The 15,807-nt window shown below is 50.0% G+C and carries 14 protein-coding genes; 8 read left to right on the plus strand and 6 right to left on the minus strand.

What is annotated here, in order from left to right; all coding sequences use genetic code 11:
• Positions 1 to 6 precede the first annotated feature (6 nt).
• Positions 7 to 1,638 (plus strand): SusD/RagB family nutrient-binding outer membrane lipoprotein, encoded by a 1,632-nt coding sequence (locus tag ACYVAM_RS15790; RefSeq protein WP_461068620.1) that lies wholly within the window; start codon positions 7 to 9, stop codon positions 1,636 to 1,638.
• 216 nt (positions 1,639 to 1,854) lie between these two features.
• Positions 1,855 to 3,228 (plus strand): PhoPQ-activated pathogenicity-related family protein, encoded by a 1,374-nt coding sequence (locus tag ACYVAM_RS15795; RefSeq protein ID WP_461068621.1) that lies wholly within the window; start codon positions 1,855 to 1,857, stop codon positions 3,226 to 3,228.
• A 96-nt stretch (positions 3,229 to 3,324) separates the two neighbouring features.
• Here the strand turns inward: ACYVAM_RS15795 and ACYVAM_RS15800 are convergent, their stop codons facing one another.
• Both ACYVAM_RS15800 and ACYVAM_RS15805 read right to left on the minus strand, forming a co-directional pair.
• Complete coding sequence (locus ACYVAM_RS15800; protein ID WP_461068622.1) at positions 3,325 to 4,263, minus strand: aspartate carbamoyltransferase catalytic subunit; 939 nt, start codon at positions 4,261 to 4,263, stop codon at positions 3,325 to 3,327.
• Between the two features lie 176 nt (positions 4,264 to 4,439).
• On the minus strand, positions 4,440 to 5,864 hold the full coding sequence (locus ACYVAM_RS15805) for an arylsulfatase (RefSeq protein ID WP_461068624.1): 1,425 nt from the start codon (positions 5,862 to 5,864) through the stop codon (positions 4,440 to 4,442).
• A gap of 164 nt (positions 5,865 to 6,028) precedes the next feature.
• Between ACYVAM_RS15805 and ACYVAM_RS15810 the strand changes: the two genes are divergently transcribed.
• Positions 6,029 to 6,184, plus strand: a complete 156-nt coding sequence (locus ACYVAM_RS15810; RefSeq protein ID WP_461068626.1) for a hypothetical protein — start codon at positions 6,029 to 6,031, stop codon at positions 6,182 to 6,184.
• Between the two features lie 151 nt (positions 6,185 to 6,335).
• Here the strand turns inward: ACYVAM_RS15810 and ACYVAM_RS15815 are convergent, their stop codons facing one another.
• Positions 6,336 to 7,907: an alpha-amylase family glycosyl hydrolase gene (locus ACYVAM_RS15815; RefSeq protein ID WP_461068628.1), complete on the minus strand. Its 1,572-nt coding sequence runs from the start codon at positions 7,905 to 7,907 to the stop codon at positions 6,336 to 6,338.
• A 116-nt stretch (positions 7,908 to 8,023) separates the two neighbouring features.
• Positions 8,024 to 8,629: a Maf family protein gene (locus ACYVAM_RS15820; protein WP_461068630.1), complete on the minus strand. Its 606-nt coding sequence runs from the start codon at positions 8,627 to 8,629 to the stop codon at positions 8,024 to 8,026.
• A 148-nt stretch (positions 8,630 to 8,777) separates the two neighbouring features.
• Here ACYVAM_RS15820 and ACYVAM_RS15825 point away from each other — a divergent pair, with 148 nt between their 5' ends.
• From ACYVAM_RS15825 to ACYVAM_RS15840, 4 genes are all read left to right on the plus strand, one after another.
• Positions 8,778 to 9,329, plus strand: coding sequence for a GNAT family N-acetyltransferase (locus ACYVAM_RS15825; protein ID WP_461068632.1), 552 nt, complete (start codon positions 8,778 to 8,780; stop codon positions 9,327 to 9,329).
• A gap of 148 nt (positions 9,330 to 9,477) precedes the next feature.
• Positions 9,478 to 11,508, plus strand: coding sequence for a hypothetical protein (locus ACYVAM_RS15830; protein WP_461068634.1), 2,031 nt, complete (start codon positions 9,478 to 9,480; stop codon positions 11,506 to 11,508).
• Positions 11,509 to 11,562: 54 nt separating this feature from the next.
• A complete protein-coding gene (locus tag ACYVAM_RS15835; protein WP_461068636.1) occupies positions 11,563 to 12,018 on the plus strand; it encodes a MarR family winged helix-turn-helix transcriptional regulator in 456 nt (151 codons plus the stop codon).
• 66 nt (positions 12,019 to 12,084) lie between these two features.
• Positions 12,085 to 12,654 carry a YceI family protein gene (locus ACYVAM_RS15840; protein WP_461068638.1) on the plus strand — a complete coding sequence of 190 codons (570 nt, stop codon included), beginning with the start codon at positions 12,085 to 12,087 and terminating at the stop codon, positions 12,652 to 12,654.
• A gap of 107 nt (positions 12,655 to 12,761) precedes the next feature.
• Here the strand turns inward: ACYVAM_RS15840 and ACYVAM_RS15845 are convergent, their stop codons facing one another.
• The gene (locus ACYVAM_RS15845) at positions 12,762 to 13,205 is read right to left on the minus strand and encodes a type I restriction enzyme HsdR N-terminal domain-containing protein (protein WP_461068640.1); all 444 of its coding nucleotides are present in this window, start codon (positions 13,203 to 13,205) and stop codon (positions 12,762 to 12,764) included.
• 161 nt (positions 13,206 to 13,366) lie between these two features.
• On the opposite strand from ACYVAM_RS15845, the gene ACYVAM_RS15850 reads away from it, so the two are divergent.
• The gene (locus tag ACYVAM_RS15850; protein ID WP_461068642.1) at positions 13,367 to 14,137 is read left to right on the plus strand and encodes an AMP nucleosidase; all 771 of its coding nucleotides are present in this window, start codon (positions 13,367 to 13,369) and stop codon (positions 14,135 to 14,137) included.
• Between the two features lie 119 nt (positions 14,138 to 14,256).
• On the opposite strand, the gene ACYVAM_RS15855 is transcribed toward ACYVAM_RS15850, so the two are convergent.
• Entirely contained in the window at positions 14,257 to 15,597 is a 1,341-nt protein-coding gene (locus ACYVAM_RS15855; protein WP_461068644.1) for a tetratricopeptide repeat protein, read from the minus strand.
• Positions 15,598 to 15,807: the final 210 nt, after the last annotated feature.

The raw sequence follows: 15,807 nt of genomic DNA on the forward strand, positions 1-15,807 counted from the left end.
TCTGCCATGACTATTTTCAAAAAGAATACGGTCCTTCCCATTCTGTTTCTCTCGCTTTTATTTTCCTGTAAAGACCTCACCGATCTGAACGTAAACCCCAATGGCGTTCAGCCCGAAACGGTGAACCCGAACCTGGTGCTGCCGACTGTACTGACAGAAACGGGCAAAGCCTTCGTCAACTTAGGTTTTCAGAATATTGCCGGCGTGGTGCAGCATACGCAGAAAGACGCCTGGTTTAGTGAGCACAATGATTATGACTGGGGGGGCGATCAGAGCTGGACGGCTTATTATGATCTGCTCCGCAACAATGACCTGCTCTATCAGCGTGCGGTTACGCTGGACATGCCATTCCAGCAAGGTGTGGCGTTGGTGATGAAATCGATGATCTTCGGCCTGATAACCGACTTATGGGGAGATGCGCCTTATACCGAAGCCTTAAAAGGAGAGTCGGGAGGTATTGCGCCGAAATATGATAGCCAGGATGTTATTTATGCCGGTATTCTGGCTGACCTGGATAAGGCCAGCACCTTGCTCTCGAAACCCAAAGCGTCGTACGGCAGTATTGTCGAAAGTGCGGATGTGTATTACGCGGGTGATCCGGCTAAATGGCAAAAACTGGCCAATTCACTCAAGCTTCGGTATTACATGCGCATTTCGGCCAAACAACCCGAAGTGGCTAAGGCAGGCATCGAGAAAATCGTAGCCAATCCAGCGCAATATCCCATCATCGACGATGCATCTGCCGATGCAACGATGGCTTTTGTGGGTAATAATTCGGGCGATGCCTGGCCATCCAATACGGTGTTCGACATCAGTGGCAGCAACTACCGCCGGATCAAAATGTGTTCGACCCTGCTCAAGCCCATGCAGGCAACCAGCGATCCACGGCTGGCACTGTGGGCCAAAAAGGTAGAGATTCCATTGGCTGTCGATGCAACGCTGCCAGTTGGTACGGATAAAATCGTGAATGGCGTTCGGTATTTATCGCCGGATAAAGTGGGAACGACTCAAATTGATACAGACCCGAACTATGTTGGTCTGCCGCCCAGTGTTTCTCAGCTTCCTTCTGGCTACAACTTCAACCCAACGCCGGGCCAGACATCCTACAATCCGCACGTTTCCTACCTCAATGAACTCTACATGCAGGCTAAAGGAACCTTGCTGAAAGCCCGGTTGGTATCGGCCGCTGAAGTACATTTTATTCTGGCCGAGGCCGCCCAGAAAGGATGGGCAGCCGGCGATGCCAAAACGCATTATGAAGCGGGCGTTAAAGCCTCGCTTACGGCCTGGGGACTGGCCAGCAGCTACACGGCATTTATTGCGCAGAAAGGAGTCGCCTATGACGCAACGCTGGCGCAGGTCATTGGCCAGAAGTGGATTGCGAGCTGGACGAACGCTACCGAATCCTGGTTCGATTATCGCCGGACGGGTTTGCCAGCCTTAGCAACTGGTTACGCGGCTAAACGGAAAGCCTTGCCGCTTCGGTTCTATTACATGCGGGATGAATTGAACCTCAACAAGACCAATTCGACTGCGGCTATGGACAAACTGGAGGTGACGGCCAACTCGCAGTCTGATGGTAAAAACAGTGCCTGGTCAAAACCATGGCTGGTTCAGGGTACCGGTAAGCCCTGGTAACGAGCGTGTCATTGGTGTACGGTTGGCTGATCACTCCAGCGAAGCCTGTCAATAGGGTCAAGCCTGTTGGCTGTAAGCCGCACGGGTGTCGGAGAAAATACCACCGGAATGCACATGAACGAAGCTGCTTGCCGAATTTTTAAAGCTGATGAATAGACCGAACGTAGCGCGGACAGGATGTCCGCGCTACACATGAATTTAACCTCAGATACAAAAATGAAATCCTATTTCCTGAAAACCCTTGCCTTTCTTGGCCTTATCAGTGTCAGTACGCTTTTTTCATTTAATGCCTTAAAACCAACTGATGGCATTACACCCTCAACGGCGTTGGAAAGTTACCTGCATAATGGCGATAAAACGTTTAAGTGGGAAGTAAAAGACACCTACACCTATGGCGACATTACGGCCTACGAAGTCCTGTTGACTTCCCAGAAATGGCGGGAACATACCTGGAAGCACCAACTGACTGTACTCGTCCCGAAGGAAATCAAACACGATGGGGCGCTGCTGTTTATTACGGGTGGATCAGTTAAAGAAGGCGAACCTAACTGGAACAAACGGGAGGACGGATTCAATCGGGCAATCAGTACGCTGGCTACCAAAAACAACGCCATTGCAGCCGTACTACGCCAGACACCCAACCAGCCGTTATACGGGAACCTCACCGAAGATGCCTTGATTTCGTATACCCTACATCAGTTTAAACAAGACGGTGACTATTCCTGGCCGTTGCTGTTTCCGATGGTAAAAAGTGCCGTTCGGGCGATGGATGCGGTACAGGCGCTGGCCAACGAAACGCTTCACAAAGAGGTGAATCGCTTTGTGGTATCGGGGGCCTCCAAGCGCGGCTGGACCACGTGGCTGACGGGAGCGAGTGATAAACGGGTGACGGCCATTGCCCCGATGGTAATCGATATCCTGAACATGCCCGTCAACCTGGATTATCAGATGAAGGTCTGGAATAAGTATAGCGAACAGATCGATGATTACGTGAAAATTGGTATTCCGCAGAGTGCTCATACTAAAGAGGGCGCTGCCATCAATGAAATGATTGATCCTTATTCGTACCGTAAAAAATTAACCATGCCCAAAATGCTTTTCATGGGCACAAATGACGAGTATTGGACTGTCGATGCCGTCAAGCATTATATCGGTCAGATTCCGGGCGAGAATTACATTCATTATGTTCCCAACGTTGGTCATGACCTGGGCGACAAACGACAGGCACTGGAAGCGCTGAACGCCTTCTTCGGAAACACCTTAGCCCGGCAACCTTACCCAGCCTGTCAATGGCGTGTGTCGACCACCAAGAAAGGCGTAGATGTCACCATGAAAGCAACGTCCGATAAACTCGAAAATGTTACGGTCTGGTCAGCGAATTCGACAGATATGATATTTCAGGATGAGAAATGGGAAGGTAAAAGCCTGGGCATCAAGAATAAAGCCACGTTTTCTGTAAATGAAGTGTACCCGGCATCGGGTTTCCGGGCCTTTTACGTCGATTTGACCTATAAAGCGCCAACGGGCGGTACCTACACCGAAAGTACGCGGATGTTTGTGACAGATAACGACGAGATTTTTCTGAAATAAATAAATTAACTTGTTGGTCATTAGCCTACTGCTGCGCTCACCATTGGTAGCAGTAGTAGGCTTTTCTTTGGCTGAAGGGCACGCAGACGGATAGCCCTACAGTTGTGCGAGCAGGTACAGCACCGCCATTCGCACAGCAACCCCGTTTTCAACCTGATCCAGGATGATCGAGTGCGACGAATCGGCCGCATCCGACGTAAGCTCGACGCCCCGATTGATGGGGCCGGGGTGCATGAGTACAATGGGGCGATCCAGTTCGTCGAGCATCTGCTTGGAAATACCGAAGTAAAGAGAATACTCGCGCAGAGACGGGAAATATTTGATTTGCTGCCGCTCTAGCTGAATACGCAATACGTTGGCCACATCGCACCAGGCCAGCGCCTGCCGAACATCGTGCCCTACTTTTACGCCCAGTGCTTCAATGTGTTTGGGAATGAGTGTCTTAGGGCCACACACCATGACCTCTGCGCCCTGTTTTTGCAAACAAAAAATATTAGATAAGGCCACACGAGAGTGGGTAATATCACCAATGATGGCCACCCGTTTTCCGGCTACATCACCTAATTTTTCGCGAATGGAAAAGGAGTCCAGCAGGGCCTGAGTAGGATGCTCGTGGGTGCCATCGCCTGCATTGACCACATTGGCCTTAATGTGTTTGGTGAGGTAATGAGGAGCGCCGGGACTGCTGTGGCGCATCACGACCATATCGACCTTCATGGCCAGAATGTTATTGACCGTATCGAGTAGGGTTTCGCCTTTTTTGACGGAGCTGCCCGACGCCGAAAAATTCACAACATCGGCCGACAGGCGCTTTTCGGCCAGCTCGAACGAGAGCCGGGTGCGGGTCGAGTTTTCAAAAAAAACGTTGGCGATGGTCACATCGCGCAGCGAGGGGACTTTCTTGATGGGGCGGTTAATAACTTCTTTAAATTGCCCGGCCGTATCCAGAATTAATTGAATGTCAGATTCGGTCAGGTCTTTGATACCCACCAAATGGCGGACACTTAGGGAAGTTCGATGGGTCGATGGGGCCATGAGAGCAGTATACCTATAAATTGGGCAAAGATAGAAAGATCGACACTAGTCGGTTATCGATTCCATCAGAATTTATAGGCTTTCTCGAATGGCTTACTGGCTAAAGAACGCCTGATGATCCGCTAATCAGTTGGTAATTAGTGGCTAACTGCGTCAAGACGGGTGTCATATACGCCCTAGCGTTTGGCAAAGGGGAACAACGCCGATTCGGTATGAGACTGGGCCATAAGCTTGCTGAGGTACCTGACCTTGTCGGGAAATTTGGCCGCTATGTCATGCGTCTCGGCGGGGTCTTTCGAGAGGTCATACAGTTCGATAGGGCCGTTGGGATTACTGGATGCCTGTAACCGTACGGCTTTCCAGTTTCCCTGCCGGACAGCCTGTTTGCCCCCGTCCTCATGAAATTCCCAATAGAGGTAATCGTGTGTTCTCTGCGGGCTTTTACCCGTCAGTGAGGGCACAAACGAGATGCCGTCAAGTTTAGGGGGTATTTTGGCACCGGCCAGCTCGGCAAAGGTGGGTAGCAAATCCCAGAAGGCACCCACAAAATCGCTTTGTGTAGCAGGCTTGATGACGCCGGGCCAGCGGGCAATAAATGGTTCCCGAATACCACCTTCGTAAAGATCCCGTTTAACTCCGCGAAAGCCGCCACTGCTGTTGAAAAAGACAGGATCACCACCGCCTTCTTTGTGTGGGCCATTGTCACTCGAGAAGATAACGAGCGTATTTTTATCAAGCCCTTTTGCTTTTAACTTAGCCAGAATCTGGCCTACATACTTATCCAGCCGAGCTACCAGTGCCGCATAGGCCGCATGGGGGTGGCTTTGCGAAGCATAACCTCCCGTTTTTGCGTTAGGACCGTAATTGGCACCGGCATACGGGGTTTCGGCAAATTTCCCTTTATAGTAGGCAAACAGACTATCGGTAGGCGGAACCAGCTCCGCATGAGGCAGGGTATAGGGCAGAAACAGAAAGAAGGGCTGGTTGCTTTTGCGGTTATCCAGGTATTTCAGCGCCTTTTTCTGGATCATATCGGGCGCAAACTCATTCGTTTGCGTCAGATTTTTGTTGGTGGCCAGGACCACCTTTTTGTCATTATCCCAGAGGTGATTGGGGTAAGAGCGGTGTGCCAGAGCCTGACAGTTATAGCCGTAGAATTGGTCGAAACCCTGTTTTGTCGGGTCACCTTCCGAACAGACAGGTCCCAGTCCCCACTTGCCAAACGCGGCTGTCGCGTATCCGGCTTTTTTTAGAAGTTCTGCCATGGTCACCACTGAGTCGGCAAGGGGTTGCTGGCCTTCGGGTTGTACTTCTTTATTACCCCGAATATACGTATGGCCTGTGTGTTGCCCCGTCATGAGCGACGACCGGGAGGGCGCGCAAACTGAAGTGCCCGCATAGAACTGCCTGAACTGAATACCTTCGGCCGCCATTCGGTCGAGGGTGGGAGTTTTGATCAGATTTTGCCCATTGATACCTACATCTCCGAATCCCAGATCATCTGCGAGGATGAAAATGATATTTGGGCGGATGGCTTTAGGCGGCTGTGCTTGTATCCGACAGGAAACGAGAAGCAGTAAGCATACGATAATTTTAGTCATGTTGTTGAGGAAGCATTGGGAACTCGATACGCGTATTCCTGAATACTAAAGGCCGTAAAGAACAAGTTATACGGCTTATGCATACCATTTTTTACGTGCCCGTGTTTTGTCGGTAGACAAAACGTCTGATTTATAGGGGTAAACTCGCTAAATCAGACGTTTGCATGGCCTCTGCATCTAAGTACTTAGCGCGGGCTGCGTCCTTATGGCCGCTCCGCGTGAGTCCGGTCGCTGCCTCGTTGGTCCGGTTGTTGCCGACCCGGACGGGCACCGGCTCGCCCCGCCTGCGCTCCATTCATCCCGTTGGGCTTCCCCGATGAACGAGCATTGCTGATGCGGTTAGTTGCCTGGTTGTGCCTGGGATGGTTGTTGATGACAAAATACTTGGTATCCCGACTATCGCGGATGGTTGCTGATCATACCGGCCCCTGAAAGCAGAAGTCGGCGTTTGGGCCGTCGAATCGGCGTTAGTTATTCTACAATCACGCATCCATACCCTGGCACTAGTAGCCGGTCGCCGGTGAACGAACTGCCAGGGATGGTCTCAAAAATAACACAGCGACACCAGGACTCGTCCGGCGAAAAGACGACTTCAATGGGCTTTTTGGTAAGGTTGTGGACCACTAATACGAGTGGGCCATCAGCGGTAGAGGCCTGCCGCACAAACGCAATGATGCCTTTCTGGCGGATACCGGTGGGTAAAAGCCGACTGAGGTTGTCCGTTAAAACCGGATGGTTGTTTCGGTAGTGAATCAGGCGTTTGTAATGCGAGAAAAGTGAATCCGGATCGGTTTGTTGCTGCGCCAGTGGCCGTACGGTCTGGCTGGTGCTGTACTTGCCCCGTCGCCAGCGGGTGCGCTGCGTATCGTTGGTGCGAATGTCCCACAGGAAGGGTTCGCGGATGGTCTCGTCGGGTTTCATGCCCAGCATACCGATCTCTTCGCCATAATAGAGATAAGGCAGGCCCGGGAGGGTAAGCAACAGATTAGCCGCTACTTTCAGGTGAGTAATATTGCCTTTCAGCATACTGCCAATGCGGTTCTGGTCATGATTGGACAGAAGCAGCGCATCAATAAATTGTGGATTGACCTTGCTGAATGTTTTGTGAACATACGACAGAAATTCAACCAGATCCTCGGTGTCATCTTCCTGCCGAACGATTTCGGTTAACATCAGTTGCAGGTCAAAATTGAAGTTGGCTTTCAAGCCCCGAAAATACGGCGCAATGCGTTCGGGGCGGGTCCATACTTCTCCCACCGTGTAGGCACCTGGCTTTGCCGTTTCGACCACGCGACCGAACTCCTGCCAGAACTCATGGTTTTTGGGCTCTTCCGATTCCCGGTAAAGGTGCCGGGCGGCATCGAGCCGGAAGCCATCGACCCCCACATCGGTAAGCCAAAAACGGGCAATGGAAAAGACTTCTTCGCGCAGCGGACGGTAGTCGAAGTTCAGGTCGGGCATGCCGCTCCAGAACATGCCATAGTATTGCTCAGGGTAGGTCGCTCCTTTTACGGAATGCCAGGGATTTTTCTCGCCCGAATCGGCCGTAATATCGCGGGTGGCCAGCTTACGTCGTTTAATTTCATCGGGTCGTAACCACTTGTAATAGTGCCAGTAGGGATTGTCGGGTCCTTTGGCTGCTTCCTGGAACCAGGGGTGATGGATACTGGTATGGTGCAGGACCAGGTCGATAACAACGGCTATGTCCCGCTGATGAGCTTCGGCAATAAGTCGCCTGAAATCGGCCATCGTGCCGTATTCCGGATCAATGCCGTAGTAGTCCGTGACATCGTATTTATGGTAGGTTGGCGAGGGGCTAATGGGCATAAGCCAGATGGCTGAGACGCCGAGGTCTTTCAGGTAATCAAGCTTGCTGGTAACGCCGTTGAGGTCACCGATGCCGTCGCCATTCGAGTCTGCGAAGGAACGAACGAAAATTTCGTAATGAACACCCGAATGGCCCGTATGAAGTTGGTTGGCAGATAACGGGTTAATCGACGCGTTGGTCTGCGGGGTGTTTATGCCAGAAAAATCAGATTGCATTCAAAGAAGGATTGCTACTCACTACCAAACGGAGAAAGTTACCGATGAGTTTATCGATTGTTTATCAACTGTACCCTGCACGACCGGGGGCGATGTGGTGTAAGCTGCCACCGTGGTTACACGGCATACGCTTTCAAGGCCTGATACACCCGATGTGTGGGTAATCCCATCACGGTGTAAAAGGACCCTTCGAGCCGCTCGATACCCACCAGGCCCACGAAATCCTGGGCGCCATACGACCCGGCTTTATCGAAGGGTTTACATTCGCGGATGTAATACGTAATCTCATCGTCGGTGAGGGATGAAAACTGTACGATGGTTTCGTCCGTAAAGGAGTATAATTGCGGATCGCCGTTGGGGTCCGGTGCCAGAATCGCAACGCCCGTACGAACGCGGTGAGTATTTCCGGAAAGAGCGCGCAGCATTCGGCGGGCTTCGGCCTCATCCTGTGGTTTGTTCAGGATCTGATTGCCCAGGATAACAACCGTATCGGCACAAAGGACAATTCGAGCCGGGGTCTGGTTGTCGGATAGGTCGGTCAGAAACTGCTCTGCTTTCTGCCGGGCCAGGTATTCCGCGACTGCATCGACAGGCATCGTTGCGGGAAATAACTCATCGGTTGTGCGTGTCTCGATGGTAAAGGAAAAGCCCGCATCCATCATGAGTTGTTTCCGGCGGGGCGACCCCGATGCCAGAATTAAAGGGTAACGTAAGGTTAACACGAATAAACGAACGATTAATTATGAACGATAGGGATGAGTGAGTCGTGAGTATGGGTATGCATCGGGTAAATTTCACACTATATTCGTAGATCATCAGGCTGATAACCCATCAGGTATCATTTATAATTCACCTTTAACATACATTCACTTGCTTATCCGATCTGCAACCCTTGCTGATGCTGCCCGGCTTACCAATCTATCAGCCGTAACCATGCGTGAGGCTTTTGGGCCGCCCCACAACCCGACCGAACTTGTTGAGGAGTATATTGCCTCGGCCATTACACAGCCGATCTTGGAGGCTGAGTTGCTGGATGCCCGATCAACTTTTTTTCTGATGGTTTTGCCCGATGGCACACCAATTGGGTATGCAAAATTAAGGAAGCATACGCCACCAAGACGCATGAAACAGCGTAATGCTGTAGAGATTCAGCGAATTTATTTATTGCAGTCGCAGATAGGGCAGGGGCAGGGTCGAGCGTTATTACAGTATTGTATTGACTGGGCCAGCGCACAAGGATACAAGGCCGTATGGCTGGGGGTGTGGGAGCGAAATTACCGGGCAAGAGCATTTTACGAAAAGATGGGCTTTGAACCGTTTGGCTTCCATTATTTTCAGTTTGGCCCCGAACGACAACGGGACTTATGGCTTCAAAAGCGGTTGGAAGCTGAAGGGGCCTGTTCTGTCGGCGGTGTTCATTAAACTATTTGTCCCGGCTATGTTCTAACTGCCGCTTGTATGACTACGTAAGTAAAACGGATAAGTAAGGAGCCGTATAGTTAGTAAGTTTATTGGTACTATTGCCAGGTAATCGTTTACTGGAAACCGCATAAGGCACCCGTATGAAGCAATGAAGAAACAGTATCTGTCCATGTATATATCGTTCCTGCGCCATTCGTTGGTGTGGTTGGTATGCATTGTCGGATACTCAGCCAGTGCAGTTGCGCAGACGGATAGCAGCCAGCGGAAAATAAGTCCCAAACAAGTACCCTCCACACCAACCAGTCAGATCAAAGCAGATACCCTAACGCCTAAACCAATTCAACAGGGCTACCCGGATTCGTTGGCGATCATTCGCTCGGTGACGGCGGACAGCGTACTGATGCTGCGCGACAGCGTTTTTTACAGTAAACTGAAAACAAAGATGTATAAGCACCGGCTGACCCGGCAATTATACGACGCCATATTCCAGGATGTTTACAATAGCCGGACGGCAACGGGAGAGGTTAATCAGATCGAGGTAAATCCCTTCCGAATTTTTGAAGGCAAAATCATTGGGGATATCTATATCCGGAGGCTTGGCGTATTTGGCCAGACCGTATATGACACCCTGCGCAAGCCGGCCAACTGGGTTGAGCGAACGGGGAATCGCCTGCACTTTAACACTCGTGAGCACGTTATTCGGAACTCTTACCTGCTTTTTCAGCAGGGCGATGTGCTTGATCCGAATGTGTTGCGCGATAACGAACGATTACTGCGGACGACGTCGATCTTCCACGATGCACGTATTCTGGTCCTGCCACGGGCTGGCAGTAAGCAGTTTGTGGATGTCTATGTCATTACACAGGATGTCTGGTCGCTGTTGCCCAATGGGGGCTTTGGTGGGTTAACCAACTTCAGCGTTGGATTCGACCAGCTTAATTTCCGGGGATTAGGTCACCACCTTTTTGCACAGGTGGCTTATTCAGGCACCGACCCCCGGCAAAAATTGGAATACCAGTCCCGCTATACGGTTCCCTTCATTGGCAAAACCTTCCTGACGGCCGAAGCTGATTTGTTGTATCTGCGTGATTTGAAACAAGTCGCCATAAAGCTCTATCGTCCTTTTCTGACGCCCGACATGAAGTATGCCGGAGCCATCGAATTGAACCATACCCAGATCAATAATCGGCTGGTTACCCGCAATGACAGTGTGCTGCTGGTGCCACTTGGTTATAATTATTCCGACATCTGGATTGGCCGTTCGTTTCGTTTATTTTACAAACGGCGCGAATCGGACGAAAAAGGCCGTTCGCGCCTTATTGTGGCTTTGCGCAATACGCGTTACACCTATAGTCGTCGCCCCGACGTAACCGCCGATACGAACCAGATCTATCAGGATAGCCGCACGACCCTGTTTAGTGTGGGTTATTCCCGCCGTAAATACGTGCGCGATGTATTAATTTATGGCTTCGGCCGCACGGAAGACGTGCCCATTGGAGAAACCGTGGCTGGTATTGCGGGCTATGATAATGCAGAATTGGGCAGACGACTGTATGTGGGCCTGAATTTTTCACAGGGTAAATACGTCCGGCACCTGGGATACCTATATGGATTGGTCAATGTCGGTGGCTACATTCGTAATAGCCACATTGAGCAGGGCGTTTTTTCGTTTGAATCGAACTATTTCAGTCCGTTGTTGAAAACGAAATGGGGCAACATGCGTCATTTTTTCAATACCCGTTTCACTACCGGTATCAATCGATTCAGTAACGAATACATTACGCTGGGGAGTAGTGGTGGGGGCCTTAATACCGATGGGATAGGCATTAACAGCGATGCCTTGCGAGGCACTAAGCGCTGGCTTATCAATTACGAAAATATCCTGTTCTCCCGGCTGAACCTGATTGGTTTTCGGGTTGCTTTTATTACGTTCGTTAACCTTGGCCTGGCTAGCTTTCCCGAACGGCCTTTGTTTAGCGGCCCGCTCTATCAGGGCTATGGCATTGGATTTCGTCTGCGGAATGAAAACCTGACCTTCAATAGTTTCCAGATTAGATTGACCTACTACCCTAACATTCCGGGCAATACGATCCCCTTCCGGCAGGCATTTGAAGGCATTCCAACCTTGAAATTGCGTGATTTTGATCTATCGGCTCCGCAGATTGTACCTTACCGATAAAAATAAATGCATATAATGTAGAAACATTAAATACAATTACACTATCTTTGTGGCATGTCAATAGAAACAGACATTAAGCAGAGTGCGCCATTCAAATCATCCTATCAGCGGGTGATTGTGAATTTGATTTATACAACTAACTGGCTTGCTGATAACCAGACACGGCTTTTGAAGCCATTTAAGTTGACGATACAGCAATACAACGTATTACGAATTTTGCGCGGCCAGTTCCCAAATCCCATAAAGGTGTCTGATATTACGGAGCGAATGCTCGATAAAATGTCGAACGCATCAAGGTTGGTGGATAAACTGGTTCTTAAAAAATTAGTACTGCGTACGGAGTGCCCGAGTGACCGACGTGCCGTAGACGTCGTCATTACAGAGAAGGGACTGGAGTTGCTAAAGCAGCTGGATGCCCTTCAGGGCGAATGGGACGCCTTATTGCATGATAAGCTTTCGGTTGATGAAGCCACGGCACTCAGTCATCTGCTCGACCGGCTTCGTGCTTAATTTATCTGATAGAGTTTTTTGTTTTTTTTTACTTGTATTTACTAATCACTATTTTACTGCAGACCAATGAAAAAAGTTACAATGATCGCTGCACTGCTGTTCGCTTCAGTAGGCGCTTTTGCTCAAAACTGGACGCTTGACAAAGCCCACTCTAACCTGGCCTTCACGGTAACACACATGATGTTGTCTGAAGTGGATGGCAAATTTCAGGATTTCGATGTTAAAATGACCTCGTCGAAACCTGATTTTACCGATGCTCAAATCGACTTGACCGCCGATGTGAACAGCGTTAACACGAACCAGGAAAAACGTGATGGCCACCTGAAAAGCGCTGATTTCTTCGATGCCGCCAAATACCCAACGCTGGCGTTCAAAAGTAAGTCGATCAGCAAAGTATCCGGCAACAAATACAAACTGATGGGCGACCTGACCATGCACGGTGTTACGAAGCCTGTAACGCTCGACGCGGTTATTACCGGTCCTGTTACCAACCCACAAAACAAGAAAACCCTGGCTGGTTTTAAAGTAACGGGTGAAGTAAAACGTGCTGACTTTACGCTGGGATCAGTTCCTGCAGCCGTTGTTAGCGACGAAATTACGATCCGCGCTAGTGGAGAACTTGTTAAAGCTAACTAAGTTAGCCCGACGTATAGAAATCCCTGCTATCCAACGGTAGCAGGGATTTTTTTATGTAACGTGGTGGTGCAGTGTAACCGTAACGCGGACATCCTGCCCGCATTACATTACATAAATGCCGGAAAGTCGTCCAGAAATTGAATAGCAGCCGTTGTATGATCGATACCACAACAGTAGTGGGTCAGTCCATTGGAAATGACTAGGTAAGGCGCTTTGTGCACGTGATTGTAGCGGGCAATCTGATCGAATACCGACTGGGTCAGGGGAATATGAGGAGCCTTGCACTCAACGACCAGGAACGGCTGCCCCTGTCGGTCGAAAACAACGACATCTGTACGCTTCTGGGTCTGGTTAAGGATCAACCCACCTTCGGCGCGAATAAGCGCTTTTGGGTAAGCGTAGTGGGTTAACAATAAATTAACAATATGTTGCCGAACCCACTCTTCGGGTGATAGCCGAACGTACTTCCGGCGTAATGAATCGAAAATATAGGGTTTCCCTTCGACTTGTTTAATTTTACAATCAAAAGGAGGGAGGTTCAGCGCAACCATGCTTCAAATATACAAAGAGCGAAAGGGTGAAAGAGCGAAAGACGGAATAAAAAACGATCAATCCTTCTTCTGACACAGGTTGAAAGGCTCCGCTTTTGGGCGGGACGGCCCCTGTCATCCGATTTCACTGGTTCGTTCGTTTACGCTTTCACTGATTAAAAATGAAGACAAAAGAAGAAATCGTTTTAAACTGGCTGCCTCGCTATACGGGCACGCCTATCGAGCAATTTGGCGAATACATTCTGCTGACCAACTTCATCAATTACGTCGAGCTCTTCGCCAAGAAGTTCGACGTCGAAATTTTCGGTATGGGGCGGGCCATGCAAACCGCGACTGCCAACAATATTACAATCATCAACTTCGGGATGGGTAGCGCCATGGCTGCTACGGTCATGGATCTGCTCTCGGCAGTTGACCCTAAGGCGGTGTTGTTTCTGGGTAAATGTGGTGGATTGAAAAAAACACAGATTGGTGATCTGGTTCTTCCCATTGCGGCCATTCGGGGTGAGGGAACCAGCAACGATTACATGCGTCCCGAAATTCCGGCATTGCCCTCGTTCCGGTTGCAGCGCGCGGTCTCATCGACCATCAAACGCTACGAAATGGATTACTGGACGGGCACGGTATATACCACCAATCGGCGAATATGGGAGCACGACGAGAAGTTTAAAGATTACCTGCGCGAAATCCGGACGATGGCTATCGATATGGAGACGGCGACTATTTTTACCGTTGGCTTTGTCAATTCAATTCCGCACGGTGCCCTGTTGCTGGTATCCGACAATCCATTGGTGCCCGAGGGTGTGAAGACAGAGGAAAGTGATAAACGTGTGACGGGCCAGTTCGTCAATGTCCACCTCGACATTGGGATCGATGCCCTGCTTGAACTCGAATCCTCCGGCGATTCGGTTAAGCACCTGCGGTTTGAGTAACTGTTTTCTTATAAAACACCGGATTAAAACCCGGCGCAGTGTGTCTGAGGTCTTCTCTGCGTCGGGTTTTAATCCGGTGTTTCATAAGGGAAGAAGGCACAAAAGCCCTATGCATGCCCTTAATTACAGTAGTCACTAATCACTTTGTAGGCTGGACTGTAGCCTAGTTCACCGGCTTTGGATAAGTCGAGGCAACCACCGTTTTCGTCGCCAAGGCTGTGTTTGATGAGGCCACGCACATAATAAACTTCAGCATAGCGCGGGTTTAGTTTGATGGCACTGTTGCAATCGGTGAGCGCTCCTTTCTGGTCGCCCTGAGCCGACTTAATCATGCCCCGACTAAAATACGCTTCGGCATAGGCCGGGCTAAGCTCTATGGCTTTGTTAAGGTCAAGAATAGCCGCTTTGGGCTCACCCTGCTTGTTTTTGCTAATACCGCGGCTAAAGTACGCTTCGGCCCGTTCGCTACCCAACTCGTTGATTTTGCTGCGCTCCTGAACAACGTTGCGGAGATTATCCAGAATAGCATGCGTCATTCGGCCTGTATAAACCACCTTGGTGTCCACATTGACGTTGTTGATTTCAATAGCCTGATTAAAGTCCGTAATGGCTCCTTTCTGGTCACCCAGTTTGCTTCGGCAAAAACCCCGGCCATAATAAGCCCGGTAGTTCTCACCCTTGAGTGAAATGGCCCGGTCATAATCGCCAAGTGCCGCTTTATAGTCGTCCAGTTTGCTTTTGGCAAAGCCCCAGTAAAAATAAGATTCGGCATCTTCAGGACTTAATTCGATCGCTTTGTTCAGATCGACTACGGCCCCGGCAAAATCATTTAGCTCCACTTTCGATACTCCCCGACCGGCGTAGGCCTGTGGCCGTTTAGGTGTTATTTCCACCACTTTCGTAAAGTCAGCGACGCTGCTTACATAATCTTCCAGATTTTGTTTGGTCACTGCCCGTGTGTAATAGGCCTGGGCATTGGTTGGCTCTAACTCAATTGTTTTAGAGAAATCGGCTAGTGCACCCCGGTATTGGTCGATGCGGCTACGGCTGACACCCCGGTTGTAGTAGGCTTGTGGGTCGTCGGGGTTGAGCTCAATAGCGCGGCTGTAATCCAGCAAAGCGCCCCGGTGGTCGTCCTGGCGGCTTTTGCTCACGCCCCGGCTCAGGTAAGCCAACGCATCTTTCCCATTCAGATCAATGGCTTTGTCATAATCCAGAATCGCGCCCCGGTGATCTTTTAAATTGGCTTTAGCTAAACCCCGATTATAGTAACTCGCTGAGTTTTCGGGGTTCATCGTAATGGCCATGCTAAACGCCTGTAGAGCCCCTGTAAAATCATTCGATTTGCTTTTTGTAATTCCGCTATCGAAGAAGTCGACGGCTGATTGTTGGGCGTGGGTAACAAAGGAAGAACTGGCACACAAAAGCAGTGTGAGCAGCGGCAGTAGATGTCGCTTCATAAACAAAGTAGTAAGTTATGGTGAGTACATGCTTGGCTAAGCCCGATAAAATTAGCCGTTTGTTACCGATCCACCAAGTTATTAATATACTAAAGTGTAGTGTTTTACTAGAATAGGTTAATTATCTGGGCCATTAGTGGATCTGGTCACACCAATAACAGAATTGTCTGCGTCTGGTTGCCCCGTGTAATGAGCGTAATGATGAAGAAC

The organism is Spirosoma horti, from assembly GCF_054776595.1.